This window comes from Actinacidiphila paucisporea (assembly GCF_900142575.1).
GTDB classification, from domain to species: Bacteria; Actinomycetota; Actinomycetes; order Streptomycetales; family Streptomycetaceae; genus Actinacidiphila; species Actinacidiphila paucisporea.
Window position 1 is genome coordinate 376,681 of record NZ_FRBI01000001.1, and the last position, 14,764, is coordinate 391,444.

15 protein-coding genes and 1 pseudogene are annotated in these 14,764 nt (G+C 72.0%); 13 read left to right on the plus strand and 3 right to left on the minus strand.

Annotated elements, in window-relative coordinates:
* The first annotated feature begins 109 nt into the window (after window positions 1-109).
* The 8 genes and pseudogenes from BUE44_RS01790 to BUE44_RS01825 all read left to right on the plus strand — a co-directional run bounded on the left by BUE44_RS01790 (window position 110) and on the right by BUE44_RS01825 (window position 6,163).
* Window positions 110-457, plus strand: a complete 348-nt coding sequence (locus tag BUE44_RS01790; protein ID WP_073492845.1) for a TadE/TadG family type IV pilus assembly protein — start codon at window positions 110-112, stop codon at window positions 455-457.
* Window positions 454-1,788 carry a CpaF family protein gene (locus BUE44_RS01795; protein ID WP_073492847.1) on the plus strand — a complete coding sequence of 445 codons (1,335 nt, stop codon included), beginning with the start codon at window positions 454-456 and terminating at the stop codon, window positions 1,786-1,788. Before BUE44_RS01790 ends, BUE44_RS01795 begins: the two co-directional genes overlap by 4 nt.
* Entirely contained in the window at window positions 1,785-2,816 is a 1,032-nt protein-coding gene (locus tag BUE44_RS01800) for a type II secretion system F family protein (RefSeq protein WP_079189394.1), read from the plus strand. Before BUE44_RS01795 ends, BUE44_RS01800 begins: the two co-directional genes overlap by 4 nt.
* A gap of 31 nt (window positions 2,817-2,847) precedes the next feature.
* Window positions 2,848-3,747, plus strand: coding sequence for a DUF5936 domain-containing protein (locus tag BUE44_RS01805; RefSeq protein ID WP_073492849.1), 900 nt, complete (start codon window positions 2,848-2,850; stop codon window positions 3,745-3,747).
* A gap of 262 nt (window positions 3,748-4,009) precedes the next feature.
* Window positions 4,010-4,276 (plus strand): hypothetical protein, encoded by a 267-nt coding sequence (locus BUE44_RS01810; RefSeq protein ID WP_073492851.1) that lies wholly within the window; start codon window positions 4,010-4,012, stop codon window positions 4,274-4,276.
* 38 nt (window positions 4,277-4,314) lie between these two features.
* Window positions 4,315-4,875 (plus strand): annotated as a pseudogene (locus tag BUE44_RS01815) (pilus assembly protein TadG-related protein); the annotation flags it as partial.
* 35 nt (window positions 4,876-4,910) lie between these two features.
* Entirely contained in the window at window positions 4,911-5,507 is a 597-nt protein-coding gene (locus tag BUE44_RS01820; protein WP_073492855.1) for a hypothetical protein, read from the plus strand.
* A gap of 5 nt (window positions 5,508-5,512) precedes the next feature.
* On the plus strand, window positions 5,513-6,163 hold the full coding sequence (locus BUE44_RS01825) for an OmpA family protein (protein WP_073492857.1): 651 nt from the start codon (window positions 5,513-5,515) through the stop codon (window positions 6,161-6,163).
* A 130-nt stretch (window positions 6,164-6,293) separates the two neighbouring features.
* Here the strand turns inward: BUE44_RS01825 and BUE44_RS01830 are convergent, their stop codons facing one another.
* Complete coding sequence (locus BUE44_RS01830; RefSeq protein WP_073492859.1) at window positions 6,294-7,046, minus strand: GNAT family N-acetyltransferase; 753 nt, start codon at window positions 7,044-7,046, stop codon at window positions 6,294-6,296.
* A 91-nt stretch (window positions 7,047-7,137) separates the two neighbouring features.
* Window positions 7,138-7,485, minus strand: a complete 348-nt coding sequence (locus BUE44_RS01835) for a DUF192 domain-containing protein (RefSeq protein ID WP_073492861.1) — start codon at window positions 7,483-7,485, stop codon at window positions 7,138-7,140.
* On the opposite strand from BUE44_RS01835, the gene BUE44_RS01840 reads away from it, so the two are divergent.
* The gene (locus BUE44_RS01840; RefSeq protein WP_235001861.1) at window positions 7,484-8,254 is read left to right on the plus strand and encodes a prepilin peptidase; all 771 of its coding nucleotides are present in this window, start codon (window positions 7,484-7,486) and stop codon (window positions 8,252-8,254) included. The genes BUE44_RS01835 and BUE44_RS01840 overlap by 2 nt on opposite strands.
* A 130-nt stretch (window positions 8,255-8,384) precedes the next feature.
* On the opposite strand, the gene mgrA is transcribed toward BUE44_RS01840, so the two are convergent.
* Window positions 8,385-9,428, minus strand: a complete 1,044-nt coding sequence (gene mgrA / locus BUE44_RS01845) for an L-glyceraldehyde 3-phosphate reductase (RefSeq protein WP_107415587.1) — start codon at window positions 9,426-9,428, stop codon at window positions 8,385-8,387.
* Between the two features lie 164 nt (window positions 9,429-9,592).
* On the opposite strand from mgrA, the gene BUE44_RS01850 reads away from it, so the two are divergent.
* The 4 genes from BUE44_RS01850 (at window position 9,593) to BUE44_RS01865 (ending at window position 14,741) form a co-directional block, all read left to right on the plus strand.
* Window positions 9,593-10,354: an isoprenyl transferase gene (locus BUE44_RS01850; RefSeq protein ID WP_073492863.1), complete on the plus strand. Its 762-nt coding sequence runs from the start codon at window positions 9,593-9,595 to the stop codon at window positions 10,352-10,354.
* 247 nt (window positions 10,355-10,601) lie between these two features.
* Complete coding sequence (locus BUE44_RS01855; RefSeq protein ID WP_073492865.1) at window positions 10,602-11,921, plus strand: PhoH family protein; 1,320 nt, start codon at window positions 10,602-10,604, stop codon at window positions 11,919-11,921.
* 408 nt (window positions 11,922-12,329) lie between these two features.
* On the plus strand, window positions 12,330-13,025 hold the full coding sequence (locus tag BUE44_RS01860; RefSeq protein WP_073492867.1) for an aggregation-promoting factor C-terminal-like domain-containing protein: 696 nt from the start codon (window positions 12,330-12,332) through the stop codon (window positions 13,023-13,025).
* 186 nt (window positions 13,026-13,211) lie between these two features.
* A complete protein-coding gene (locus BUE44_RS01865) occupies window positions 13,212-14,741 on the plus strand; it encodes an AI-2E family transporter (RefSeq protein WP_079189395.1) in 1,530 nt (509 codons plus the stop codon).
* Window positions 14,742-14,764: the final 23 nt, after the last annotated feature.

The following is a 14,764-nucleotide window of genomic DNA, read 5'->3' on the forward strand; positions in this document are numbered from 1 at the left end:
TGCGGGCCGGGTTGCCCCTGTGGGCCGGTGGCGGCGTGCGGCTGGTGGTGGGCTGGTGGCGCCGTTCCTCGCGCCCCTGAGGGGTGCTCGGCGCAGGGCGGATCGGGGGGTGGCCTCGCTCGAGTATCTCGGGATGTTGCCGTTCCTGCTGCTCATCGCGTTGGCGGGCGTTCAGCTCGGGCTCGTGGCGTATTGCGCCGAGCAAGCCGGCACGGCAGCCCGTACCGCCGCGCGGACCGCGGCGCTGCCGCCGCCGCACGGGGGCAAGCAGGCCGGGCAGGACGCCGGCGCGGGCGCCGTCAGCAACTGGCTGACCGCGACCATCACCTGGCAGAACGCCCCCCTCGACGCCTACACCGCCAAAGCGGAGGTGCGCGTGCCCTCCGTGATCCCGGGCATCCGGCTGTTCGGCCCGGTGTCGCGCACCGCGACGATGCCGAGGGAGGACACCCCATGAGCCTGCGCGCACGACTCGTCGCCGACGAGGCGACTCCGCAGACGCAGGAGAGCCACCTGGTCGCCGTCTACCGGGCCAAGCTGCTCCAGGAGATCGACCTCGCCGAGATGTCGGCGCTGGCCGCCGCCGAGCGAAGGTCGCGCCTGGAGCGGGTGCTCGGGCACATCATCAGCCGTGAGGGCCCGGTGCTGTCCACCGCGGAGCGGGCCGCGCTGATCCGGCGGGTGGTGGACGAGGCGCTGGGCCTGGGCATCCTGGAGCCGCTGCTCGAGGACCCCACCGTGACCGAGATCATGGTCAACGGCCCCGACCGCATCTACGTCGAGCGCGGCGGGCGGGTCGAACCCGTCGCCGCCCGCTTCTCCTCGGCCGAGCAGCTGCTGCAGACGATCGAGCGCATCGTGTCGACCGTCAACCGCCGGGTGGACGAGTCGAATCCGATGGTCGACGCCCGTCTGCCCTCCGGGGAGCGGGTCAACGTGGTGATCCCGCCGCTGTCGCTGACCGGCCCCACCCTCACGATCCGCCGCTTCCCGCGGGCCTACACCCTCAAGGAACTCATCGGCCTGGGCACCCTGGACGAGCACATGCTGCTGCTGCTGTCCTCGTTCGTGCGCGCGAAGTGCAACATCATCGTCAGCGGCGGCACGGGGTCCGGCAAGACGACGCTGCTCAACGCCCTGTCCGGCCTCATCCCCGACGGCGAGCGCATCATCACCGTCGAGGACGCGGCCGAACTCCAACTCCAGCAGGAGCATGTGATCCGGCTGGAGTCCCGGCCGCCGAATGTCGAGGGCGAGGGCCGGATCACCATCAGGGACCTGGTGCGCAACTCGCTGCGGATGCGGCCCGACCGCATCATCGTCGGCGAGGTGCGCGGCGGCGAGACGCTGGACATGCTGCAGGCCATGTCCACCGGTCACGACGGCTCGCTGGCCACCGTGCACGCCAACTCCGCGGAGGACGCGGTGCTGCGGCTGCAGACGCTGGCGTCGATGAGCGAGGTGAAGATCCCCTTCGAGGCGCTGCGCGACCAGATCAACAGCGCCGTCGACGTCCTGGTCCAGCTGCACCGCCACATCGACGGCACCCGCCGCATCGCCGAGATCGCGGTTCTCTCCTCCCGCGGCCGCGACTCCTTCCGGCTGACCTCGGCCACCCGCTTCCGCGCCGAGCCGCTCGGCGTCGACCGCATCGTCCGCGGCTGGTACGAACACCGGCCGGTGCCGCGGGAGATCGGCGAGCGCCTCTACCTCGCCGGCGAGCACGTCCCGGCCGCCTTCGGGATCGGCGCCAGCGAACTCGAACTCGACAGCCGGGAGGCGAAATGACGCTGCCCCCCGGCGGAGCGACCACGGCGGCCCTGTCGCCGCACCGTCTCACCGCGACCCGCGAACTCGCCGCCGCGGGGCGGAATTTCGCCACCGGCCCGTATCCGCTGCTGGTGCTCGGCGCCACCGTGCTCGCCCTCGTACTGGCCGTCTGGGGCCTGCACGCGTGGCGCGGCGGCCGGGCCGACCGGATGGCGCTGGTCGAGCGGCTCGCCATCGAGGCCGGCGACCCCGGCGGCCCGCCGGTCGCCTTCGCCGCGCTCGACCGGCGGGTACGCCGCTACGCGTGGGGCCGCCGACTGGCCGGCCGGCTCGCCGCCACCGGCACCAACCTCACCCCCGGGCAGTTCACCGCCGCCGTGGTCGGCCTGGTGCTCGGGTCGTGGGTGGCGGCCGCCGCGCTGCTCGCACCGTTCTTCGGCCCGATCGCCGCGCTGATCGCCGGCTGGGTCGCGTACTCGTTCCTGGAATGGCGCCGCCGCATCCGCACCGAGCGCTTCATCGCCCAACTCCCGGACCTGGCGCGTGTGCTGGCCAACGCCACGCAGGCGGGTCTCGCCCTGCGCACGGCGGTGTCGATGGCGGCGGAGGAGCTGGACGCGCCCGCGGGCGAGGAGTTGAAGAAGGTCGCCGACGCCATGGCGGTGGGCCACTCCGTCGAGGACTCCCTCGGCGAGCTGCAGGAGCGGTTGCCCAGCCGGGAGTTGATCGTGCTGGTGTCCACGCTGGTGCTGTCCAGCCGGGCCGGCGGCTCGGTCGTGGAGTCGCTGCGCAATCTCACCGTCACCCTGGAGGAGCGCAAGGAGACCCGCCGCGAGATCCGTACCCAGATGTCCCAGGTCACCGTCACCGCCTACGCGGTCCCCGTCATCGGCCTGGGCTCGCTCTTCCTGCTGGACCGCATCATGCCGGGCTCGCTCAGCGCGATGACCGGCTCCACGATCGGCCGGATCTGCGTGCTGATCTCGCTCGGGCTGTACGCGCTCGGCTTCGCGCTGATCCGCCGCATGTCGCGGATCGACGTATGAGAGGGACGAACAGCGCTGTGAGGAGCCGCATATGACGCTCATCGGCCTCGGACTCGGCCTGGCGATCGCCGCCTGCGCGGTCGGCGTGGTCTACGCGGTCGGGCTGCTGCGCGCCGACGCCAAGCTCCCCGACGACCTCGCCCTCGCCCTGGAGGTCGGCGGCACCCGCACCACCCGTACCGGCAACGCCATCGACCGGCTCGGCATCCGCTGGGCGCCGATGGTGCTGCGGATGATGGGGCCGGCCCGTATCGCGAAGATGAGGGCCAGGATCGACCACGCCGGCCATCCGCACGGCCTGACCGTCGAGCGCTACGCGGCCCGCCGGGCGGTCTACGGCGCCCTCGGCGGTCTCGCCGCCCTGCTGGCGCTGACCCGCGGCAGCTGGTTCCTGGCGCTGCTGCTGCTGGCCTACGGCTGGGGCTGGGCGGACCTGGGCATCTGGCTCGCCGTCCGCCGCCGCCGTGACGACATCGAACGCACCCTGCCGGACTTCCTCGACGTCCTCGCCGTCGTCGTCAGCGCGGGCCTCGGTTTCCGCCAGGCCCTGGAGCGCGTCAACTCGGTCTACACCGGCCCCTGGTCGGACGAGATCCGGGTGGCCCTGCGGCAGATGGACGTCGGCGTCAGCCGCCGTGACGCCTTCGACCAGCTCCGCAAGCGCAACCGCAGCGACCAGGTCGGCCAGTTCGTCACCGCTCTCCAGCAGGGTGAGGAGCTGGGCGCCCCGATCGCCCGCACCCTCCTGCAGATCGCCGCCGACATGCGGCGTACCGAGGCGCAGAACGCCCGCCGCCGGGCCGCCCGCATGGTCCCCCGCGCCACCGGCGTCATCACCGTGCTGCTGGTCCCCGCCACCATGCTTCTGCTGATCACGGGCACCGTCATCGGCTCGCAGATCCATTTCGGCGATGTTTTCGGAAACGGGTGATCGGGGTGCGACACAGCGTGATCAACAGGCATGCTGTACACGCCACTTGCCGGTACGGCGATTGGCGCACAACCGGCTGCGGATGCCCGAGGTTCGGGTGTACCTTTGCATTCGCAACCATATTTGCACCTGCAATCAGTTCCGATCCGCTGCGGACGACAACCGACGACCACCAGCGAGAGGCGGTGCGCCGTGACCACCACCCCCGACCCCGACGGGCAGCCCACGGCCACCCAGGTGACAAAGAATGGGGCGAAACACGATGAACAGGTGGGCAGTCCAGCGCTACACCGCCGCCGAGGTCTGGCTCCGCGACCGAATGGACCGCGCGGCAGCACGGCTGAGGTCCCCCGCGGACCGCGGGCAGACGTCGTTCGAGTACCTGGGGATCGCGGTCGTGATCGCGGTGATCATCGGGATCCTGGCGACGACGGGCATCGGCGACGCCGTCCAGAAGGCCATTCTCGACGCGATCGGCCGGATCTCCGGGGGCAAGGGCGGTGGTGGCGGGGGCGGCGGTGGCAAGTAGCGGCGGTCCGGGCCGCTGACGACGCGGGTCAGACGGTCGGGCTCTACGTCGTCGCGATGAGCGCGCTGTTCTTCCTCGCCTTCGCCTTCTTCGCCGTCGGCCAGGCGTCCGTGGCACACAACTCCGCCCAGTCCGCGGCGGACGCCGCCGCGCTGGCGGCTGCCCGGCAGAGCCGGGACGAGGCGCACGACGCGCTGCTGGCCGCTCTCAAGGCCGGCGACCTCGGCAAACTCGGCGACCTCGCCCGGCTGCTCCAGGGCGTGGACGAGGTGACGCCCTGCATCAAGGCCGGGGAGTTCGCCAACGACAACGGTGCCCAGGCCAAGCGCTGCACGTCCAACGGCGGCCCGGGAAGCTACACCGTGGACGTCGAGTCGCTGACGGGCATCGGCAGGACCGTGGTCCGCGGCGCGGACGGCATCAAGGCCACGGCCCACGCGACGGCGGAGGTCACCTCGCGGTGCGACAGCCATCCGCCGCAGAACGACGGCGGGAAACTCACGTTCGTCTGCGACGGCAAGAGCATCATCGTCGATCCCGCGTCGGGCGGTTTCACACTGGACCTGTCCATGTTCTACGCAGTCCACTTGACCAGCTGACGGTCGTTCGGCCGAGGAACGAGGTACGGGGAGCGATGGGCATCCGGCACAGGGGGACGACGACGGTGGCGGTCGCGGCCGTCGCCGCCCTCACGCTCGCGGCATGCGGCGGGGGCGGAGGTGGCGGAGGGGGCAAGAAGGCCGACGGCAAGACCTCCTCGTCGGCGTCCGCGACGCAGGACGGCAGCACCGCCGGCGGCGACGCCTCGCCGAGCGTCACGCCGACGCAGATCCTGGCGCAGATCAAGGGAGAGCAGGGCATCACGGTCGTCATCAACTCGGCGGTGCGCGACGCGGACGGCTTCGTGACCGTCCAGGGCTCGCTGACCAACAACGGCGACTCGGTTTTCAACGCCACCACCTGGCGCGGCCCCGAGACGGCGCTGATCCCGTCCGGGCCCTCGGTCGCCGGCGCCGTCCTGGTCGACGAGGCGGGGAAGAAGCGCTATTACGTCCTGCGGGACACCGACGGCAAGTGCCTCTGCACGATGGGCCTGACGCTGATCCAGCCCGAGGAAACGCGCCCGATCTTCGCCCAGTTCCCCTCCCCGCCCTCCGCCACCACCCAGGTGGAGTTCGAGCTCCCCACCATGCCCCCCGCCAAGATCACCATCTCCGACTCCGAGGGGTGACCGCGATGAAACCCGCGGCGGCCGCCGCAAGTCTCACGCTCACCGTCGTCCTGGTCGCCGCCGGCACGGCCCTCGCGCCGCAGGCGGTGGCGGACGGGAATCCGCCGCCGAGCGCCGGGAATCCGTCCCCCACCGCTCCGGTCCGCATCGACCCTGCGTCGCCCAACCTCAAGCTGCCCGAGGGCTCGACGCTCGCGCCGCCCAAGGTGCTGGACATCGTGTCGGTGACGGACGAGTCCTCGGTGGCGGCGAGCCAGCCGGAGCAGCGGCAGGAGACGTCGAACACGACGGTCACCTACGCGCTGCAGTCCGAGGTGGCGTTCGCCAAGGACAGCGCGACGCTGTCGCCGTCCGTGACGTCCCGGATCCGGGCGATCGCCGAGGACATCAACGCGCGGCACGTCACCTCACCCATTCGTGTCTTCGGGTTCACGGACAACCTGGGGAGCAGCGAGCACGGGGCGGCCCTTTCGAAGCAGCGGGCGCAGGCGGTCTACCAGGTTCTGGCGACGGAGCTGAGCAGCGCCGGTGACGCTTCCCACACCTTCCAGGTGCGGGGCTACGGCGAGGATTACCCGATTGCCGACAATTCCACCGAAAGCGGCCGTCAGCAGAACCGCCGGGTGGAAATCACTTTCACTCCTCCTGCCGCGTAACGTGCGGGTTGCGCGCCCGGACGCGGTACGGTGTAACTCCCCCCCTCGGGCCGGTTCGCTCTCCCCCCCTGCGAACCGGCCCGTTTTTTGTGCCCGTCTTTTGTGCCAGCGTGCCCGCTCCCGACCCGGCTCAGGCAGGCGGGAAGTACGCCGCCCGCAGCGGGCGGTAGGTCAGGCCCAGCGAGCGGTAGAGCCGCAGCGCCGGGGTGTTGCCGTCGTCCACGACGAGCGCGGCGGTGCCGTACGCGGCCAGCGCCTCGGCCAGGACGAAGGCGCACACCTGGCGGCCGAGGCCCCGGCCGCGGGCGGCCGGAGCGGTGGCGACGCCCGCGAGCAGGCCCACGCCGGGAGCGCACCAGGCCAGTGCGGCGACCGCGAGGGGCGCGCCCGACCCGTCCGGCGGCAGGACGCCGGCCCAGCGGTCACCGGCGCCGTGGCGGCCCGGGTAGGCGTAGGAGTCGGGGAAGGCCCGGTCGAGCAGCGAGGTGACGGCGGGCGCGGCGGCGGGCGGCAGCCAGTCCGCGGTGCCGTCGGGCGGGACGGCGACCGAGCCCGTACGGTCCATCCAGCCGAAGCCCGAGGTGGGGCGCAGGTCGGGCAGCGCCGTGACCACGGAGTCGACCAGGCCGCGGTCGCCGAACAGGCGGTAGCCGCGGCCGACCTCCGCCAGGACGTCCCGCACCAGGGGTATCGCGTCGCCGGCCGGCCCGGTCACCACGAGGCGGTCGCGCGCGCACAGCGCGGGAGAGGCCACCGCTACGGCCGCGCCGCGCGTGAAGACCCGCGCGGCGGAACGGTCCTGGACGGCCCATCGGCACAGGACGTCGTCGGTGGGCAGTGCGGTGTGCGGTGCTGTCTCGTCGGAGGTGGTGGCGGAGAACATCCGCCATGCCTACCAGCAGCCCGGCGGCGGGTGCCACCGCGAACAGCCTGCAAGTCGTACGAAACGGGCATATCGCAGGAATCGCGGACGGTCAGTCCACTTCCAGTCGTACACCCCGGCGCACGCCCCACCGGGCCAGCGCGCCGGCCTCCGCCTCCAGCACGTGCCGGGCCAGCAGCCGCGGCCGGCCGACCCGGCCCGGCGGCATCGTACGGACCGCGAGCACCCGCAGCCGCCGGTCCAGATACGCCACGTCGATCGCGAACCGCATCCGTACGGTGTGCACGCTCGACGCCGGGGTCAGCAGCAGCGCGCCCTCCACCCCGTCCTGCCCGAGCAGCCCGCGCGTCCTGGCGCGGTAGGACGCCGCGACCCGCAGCGGCACCTCGGCCCGCGGGGTGCGCAGCACGCGGTCCCCGTCCCGCCAACGTCGGCCCATGGCCGCTCCCTTCGCGCAGGCGTGCATGTACGGTCGGCCGGTGCATGTCTATCCGATCGTGGCCGCCGCCGTGTGGGGAACGGTGAGCGGGTACCTTTTCCCGCGCGCCGCGCACCGGTTGGCGGTCCCGCCCGGCGAACCCCGGTCCGCGACCTGCCTGTTCGGGCACCCCCTGCCACCGGGCCCGCGCGGCTGGCTCGGCACCGAACGCTGCGCCCGCTGCGGCACCGCCGGGTGGCGTCACCGCCGCGAGATGCTCCCCGCGATCGGCTGCGCCCTGCTCTGCGCCGCCCTCGCCGCGGCCACCGGGCCGCACCCCGAACTCGTCGTCTGGCTGCTGCTGGTGCCCGTCGCGCTGACCCTCGCCCGGGTCGACCTGCGGGTCTTCCGGCTCCCCGACGTCCTCACGCTCCCCGCCTTCGCGCTCACCGCGACCCTCCTCGGCGGAGCCGCGCTGCTCCCGGCCCACCAGGGCTCCTGGACCCGCGCCCTGCTCGCCGCCGCGGCCGTCGGCGCCCTCTACTCCCTGCTCTTCCTCGTCAACCCGGCGGGCATGGGCCTCGGCGACGTCAAACTCGCCCCGACCGCGGCGCTGGCGCTGGGCTGGTACGGCTGGGGCACGGTGATCACCGGCACCTTCGCCGCCTTCGCCCTGGGCGCGGTGGTCGGCCTGGCACTCCTCCTCACCGGCCGCGCCACCCGCAAGTCCCCCATGCCCTTCGGCCCCTTCATCCTCACGGGCTGCGCGGTGGCCCTCCTGCTGGCCTGAAGCCGTCCGCGCCTGCCTCCGCCCGCAGCTTCACCCGCCCGCCGGGCCGCCGGCGCGGCGCGCCGACCCCGGCCGGGACGGTCCCGGACCGGCCGGGGAAGGCCGGCCCGGGAGCCGCTCGGCCGGCGGACTACGCCTCGCTGCTGACCGACCAGAGGTTGACGCCGGGCGGCTCGACGGACTGGCGGTCGATCTCGGCGAGCTCCTCGGCGGACAGCGGCGGCGCCCCGACGGCGGCGACGTTGGCTTCCAGCTGCGCCACCGACGACGAGCCGATCAGCGCCGAGGTGACCCGGGGGTCGCGCAGCACCCACGAGAGGGCGAGCTGCGCGAGGGACTGCCCGCGGTCGGCGGCCAGCGCGTTGAGGGCCCGCAGGCGGGTGATCGTCTCCTCGTTGACCAGTGCCGGGTTCAGGGACTTGCCCTGCGCGGCCCGCGAGTCCTCGGGGATGCCGCCGAGGTAGCGGTCGGTCAGCAGGCCCTGGGCCAGGGGCACGAAGCCGATGCAGCCCATGCCCTCCTCCTCCAGGACGTCGAGCAGGCCCTCGTCCTCGATCCACCGGTTGATCATCGAGTACGACGGCTGGTGGATGAGCGCGGGCACGCCCAGCTCCCGCAGGATGCGGGCCGCCTCCCGGGTGCGCTCGGGGCCGTAGGAGGAGATGCCGACGTAGAGCGCCTTGCCCTGCTGGACGGCGGACGCGAGGGCGCCCATCGTCTCCTCGAGCGGGGTGTCGGGGTCGTAGCGGTGGGAGTAGAAGATGTCGACGTAGTCCAGGCCCATCCGGCCCAGCGACTGGTCGAGCGAGGACAGCAGGTACTTGCGGGAGCCCCACTCGCCGTAGGGGCCCGGCCACATGTCGTAGCCGGCCTTGGTGGAGATGACCAGCTCGTCGCGGTAGGGGCGGAAGTCCTGGGCGAAGAGGGTGCCGAAGTTGGCCTCGGCGGCGCCGTAGGGCGGGCCGTAGTTGTTGGCCAGGTCGAAGTGCGTGACGCCGAGGTCGAAGGCGCGGCGCAGGATGGCGCGCTGCGAGTCCAGCGTGCGGTCGTCGCCGAAGTTGTGCCACAGGCCCAGGGAGACGGCGGGCAGCTTGAGTCCGCTGCGGCCGGTCCTGCGGTACTCCATGGTGCCGTAGCGCTCTTCGGCGGCGCGGTAGAGGTTTCTGATGTTCACGGTTCCTCCCTATCACGGTCGGTTGAACCGCTTACTACGCGGCGGCCGATCCGCCCGCGTGGCGCGCCGGGCGGCGGGCCGCCGCGCGACCCGGTTCGTCCGGACGGCCTTTCGGGCAGTACCCTGGCGCCCGGGCGACCGAGCGCAGGAGGGGCTGGTACGCGATGAATCTGCGCGAGCTGGTGTACGGGCTGTACTCCCGCAGAGTGGAACATCGCCTCGACGTGACCCAGGGCCCGAAGCACATCGGTGTGATCCTGGACGGCAACCGGCGCTGGGCGAAGGCTGCCAGCAGCACCGCGGAGCAGGGGCACCAGGCCGGGGCGGACAAGATCTCCGAGCTGCTGGGCTGGTGCGAGGAGACCGGCGTCGAGGTGGTCACCCTGTGGCTGCTGTCCACCGACAACTTCGACAGGCCCTCCGGCGAGCTGGTGCCGCTGCTCGGCATCATCGAGGACGCGGTGGCCGGGCTGGCCGCCACCGGGCGCTGGCGGGTGCACCACGTGGGCACGATGGACCTGCTGCCCGACAGGACGCAGGCGGTGCTCAAGGAGGCCGAGCAGGCCACCCACAACGTCACCGGCCTGCTGGTGAACGTGGCGGTCGGCTACGGCGGCCGGCAGGAGATCGCCGACGCGGTCCGCTCGCTGCTGTACGAGCACGCCGGGCGCGGCACGTCCATCGAGGACCTGGCCGAGATCCTGGACGTCGAGCACATCTCGGAGCACCTCTACACCCGCGGCCAGCCGGACCCCGACCTGGTGATCCGCACCTCAGGCGAGCAGCGGCTGTCCGGCTTCATGCTCTGGCAGAGCGCGCACTCCGAGTATTACTTCTGCGAGGTCTTCTGGCCCGCCTTCCGCAAGGTGGACTTCCTGCGGGCGCTGCGTGACTACGCGGCCAGGCACCGCCGCTACGGAGCGTAGCCAGGCGCTGACCTGGGCAAAAAGGGCTGTGGACGGCACAGGCTGCGGAGTTACCGTGACCTGTGTCGCGGTGCGCTCGCCACCCCACGGGAGGCGAGCGTTCAGTGACCGGATCATGACCGTCGGATGACTGTCATATGCATTCGCATGGGTACCGGATTTCCCGGGCATACCACTGGCAGACCGGCATCCGGCCCACGGTTGCCGGACCGCAGCCTCACCTCTCCCCGAGGGGGTTCGTCCACACGTGGTGACCAGCAAGAATCGCCGTGTTCACGACCGGCGCACGTACGTACTCGACACCAGCGTGCTGCTCGCCGACCCCAACGCCTTCACCCGTTTCGACGAGCACGAGGTCGTGCTGCCGGTCGTCGTGGTGACGGAGTTGGAGGCCAAGCGCCACCATCCGGAGCTGGGCTACTTCGCCCGCCAGGCGTTGCGGCTCCTCGACGAGTTCCGGATCAGGTACGGCAGGCTCGACGCGCCGATCCCGCTCGGCGACTTCGGCGGCACGCTCAGGGTCGAGCTGAACCACTCGGACCCAGGGGTGCTCCCCGCGGGCTTCCGGCTCGGTGACAACGACTCGCGCATCCTGGCCGTCGCCCGCAATCTGCAGGCCGAGGGGTACGACGTGACCGTCGTCTCCAAGGACCTGCCGCTGCGGGTGAAGGCGTCCTCGGTCGGCCTGCTGGCCGAGGAGTACCGGGCCGAGCTGGCGATCACCTCGGGCTGGACCGGCATGGAGGAGCTGGTCGTCGGCGCCGAGGAGGTCGACGCGCTGTTCGCTCAGGAGACCGTCGCGCTCGCCGAGGCGGCCGACCTGCCGGTGCACACCGGTCTGGTGCTGCAGTCGGAGCGCGGCAAGGCACTGGGCAGGGTCACCGCGGACGGCCGGGTGCGGCTGGTGCGCGGCGACCGCGAGGCGTTCGGCATCCACGGCCGCAGCGCCGAGCAGCGCATCGCGCTCGACCTGCTGCTCGACCCGGACGTCGGCATCGTCTCGATGGGCGGCAGGGCGGGCACGGGCAAGTCGGCGCTGGCGCTGTGCGCGGGCCTGGAGGCGGTCCTGGAGCGCCGCCAGCACCGCAAGGTGATGGTCTTCCGGCCGCTGTACGCGGTGGGCGGCCAGGAGCTGGGCTATCTGCCGGGCAGCGAGGCGGAGAAGATGAGCCCGTGGGCTCAGGCCGTCTTCGACACGCTCTCCGCGGTCACCTCCAAGGAGGTCATCGAGGAGGTGGTGGCCCGCGGCATGCTCGAAGTGCTGCCGCTGACCCACATCAGGGGCCGCTCGCTGCACGACGCCTTCGTGATCGTCGACGAGGCCCAGTCGCTGGAGCGCAACGTGCTGCTGACGGTGCTCTCCCGGATCGGCGCCGGCTCGCGCGTGGTGCTGACCCACGACGTGGCGCAGCGCGACAACCTCCGGGTGGGTCGGTACGACGGCGTGGTCGCGGTGGTCGAGAAGCTCAAGGGCCATCCGCTGTTCGCCCATGTGACGCTCACCCGTTCCGAACGCTCCCCGATCGCCGCGCTCGTGACGGAGATGCTGGAGGACGGCGGGGCCTGATCGTTTTGTACGATGCCCCGATTTGCCCATCGATGACGTGAGTTGAGGCTGCTGCGCCCGGCGTGAAGGGCGCAGCAGCCTAACGTTTTCCGCTCCCGATTACCCCGGAACGACGCGCACCGCACGATGTGACCTTTGCCACTCAACCGGAAATTGCCGCGCGGCGTCCGCGTACGGCAGGGTGTGAGGCTGTCAGGCCCCGCTCATGGCACCCCTGGTCCCCTCGGGGAACGGGAAACAGCTCCACACAAGTCAACATCGACCGCCATGAGCCGCCCGAGCAGTACGCGAATCCGCAACGGCTTCGCACCGGGTCAGTACCCCTGTGACCGACCGGCCCGTACGGCGGACCGGAGAAGGGGGCAGCGCCAGGGGCACGATTTCGTCCGTGCGGTCACCAAGCGGGCGATGCCGGAAGGAAACCGTGTGAGCCGGATCTCGGTCCGGGGATTCGCGGTGGCGTCAGCCACTGCGGTCACCACTGTGGGCGCCGTCGTGGGCGTCGCGTCAGGCGCAGACCAGGGCACAGCGCATGAGCCCGTGGAAGCCGCCGGGACGACGACCCTTCTCGCGGACATTCCCGCTGGACAGCAGGTTCAGCAGGCGTCGTTGACCGACCAGGTCATGGCGCAGTCCGATGCGGCCGACGCGACAGCGCGGCAGGCCGCCGAGCAGGACGCCCGCAAGCAGGCAGCGCAGGACGCGGCAGCCAAGAAGAAGGCGGCGGACGAAGCGGCGGCGAAGGCACGCGAGAAGACCCTGGCGGCCAGCCGCGGCGACTCGCGGGCGACCTTCCCGCTCCAGCCGTCCTACACGGTCGCCGAGGTCAAGGCGATGGCCAAGCAGATCGTGGGCAGCGGCCAGTACGCCTGCTTCTCCAACATCGTGACGAGGGAGAGCGGTTGGGACTACTACGCCACCAACCAGTCCTCGGGCGCGTACGGCCTGGTCCAGGCACTGCCCGGCTCCAAGATGGCATCCGCGGGTTCCGACTGGCGGACCAACCCGGCCACGCAGATAAAGTGGGGCCTCAACTACATGAACAGCCGCTACGGCAGTCCCTGTGACGCCTGGGCGTACTGGCAGGTCCACCACAACTACTAGACCGGCGGCGAACCGGTCGACGTAGTGACGCGGAAGTCGTGAGAACCCCCGAGGCCGGTGGCCCGGGGGTTTTCCGCTGCCGTTCCCCCGTCCGGGTGCGGGTGCCCTCGCCGAGGCAACCCGGACGCCGGGTAACGTCGTCCTGCACAGCAGTGCCAAAAGATGGTCACAGGGCGGGGGAGAGCGATGCCGGACACGCGCCACTGGAGCAGCGCGCTCGCAGCGGGGCTGGCCAACCTCGCCGGCCGGCTGGAGGAGCGGCAGTCCGCGATCACCGCGCGGGAAGAGGCAGCCCACGCGGCGGCGGTCGGCCGCGAACCGGCGGCCGATCCGGTGCGGGCCGCCGCGCCCGAGCCGCCCGCACCCGTCCCGGCCGCTCCCGTCCCGGCCGCCGCGCAGCCGCCGGTCGCGGCCGTCGCGGCGGTTCCGGCGGTCGCGGCGGTTCCCGCCCAGCGGGCCGCGCCGCAGGCGGACCCGGGCACGGTGGTCCCGTGGAGCATGCGGGTCGCCGCCGAGATCGGCTGGCGGCTGCTGATCCTGGCCGGCACGGTCTGGGTGCTCATGCGGATCATCGGCGCGGTGCGCCTGGTGGTGCTGGCCTTCGTCGCGGCCCTGTTGATAACGGCACTGCTGCAGCCGTTCGTCGCGCGGCTCAAGAGGATCGGCGTGCCGCGCGGGCTCGCCACCGCCATGGTCTTCGTCGGCGGCTTCGTCGTCATGGGCCTGGTCGGCTGGTTCGTCGTCTGGCAGGTGATGGACAACATCGACAACCTGTCCAGCAGCCTCCAGGACGGTATCGCCGAGGGCAAGAAGTGGCTGCTGAACAGCCCCTTCCACGTCACCGACGACCAGATCAACCAGGTCGCGAAGAATCTCAGTGACGCCATCGGCTCCAACACCAAGGCGCTCACCGACGCCGGGCTCGAAGGCGTCACCGTCATCGTCGAACTGCTCACCGGCATACTGCTGGCGATGTTCAGCACGCTCTTCCTGCTCTACGACGGCCCGAACATCTGGAACTGGGTGCTGCGGCTGTTCCCCGAGGCCGCCAGGGAAGGCCTCGCCGGGGCGGGCCCCAGGGCCTGGCGGACACTGACCCTGTATGTGCGGGGCACGGTCATAGTCGCCCTGATCGACGCCATATGCATCGGCATCGGCATCTTCTTCCTCGGGGTGCCGATGGCGGTGCCGCTGGCCGTCGTCATCTTCCTGTCGTCCTTCGTCCCCCTGGTCGGCGCGGTCGCCTCCGGCTTCATCGCGGTCGTGGTGGCCCTGGTCACGGAAGGTCCGTTCACCGCGGTCCTGGTCCTGGCCGTGGTCCTGGCCGTCCAGCAGATCGAGGGCCACATCCTGCAGCCCTTCATCCTCGGCCGGGCGGTCCGCGTCCACCCGCTGGCGGTGGTCCTGTCCGTCGCGGCCGGGTCGCTGGTCGCTGGGATCGGGGGAGCGGTGGTCGCCGTCCCGCTCGTCGCGGTCGGCAACACGGTGGTCGGCTACCTCAGGTCGTACTCCCGCGAGAAGGCCCTCGCACCGGCGGCGCCGCTCCCCGTCCTCGAAGCCGTCCCCGCCCTTGAGCCCGCCCCCGACCCGGAACCAGCCCCGACCATGACGCCGGCCGCGAGCGCGGCCCCGGCCACCCCCGAGCCGGAGCCGGTCCCCGCCACCTCCGACCTGGCGCCTGCCGCCGACCCGGAGCCCGCCGCCGACCCCGCGTAGGCCGCGCCCGCGGGGGCGCGGCC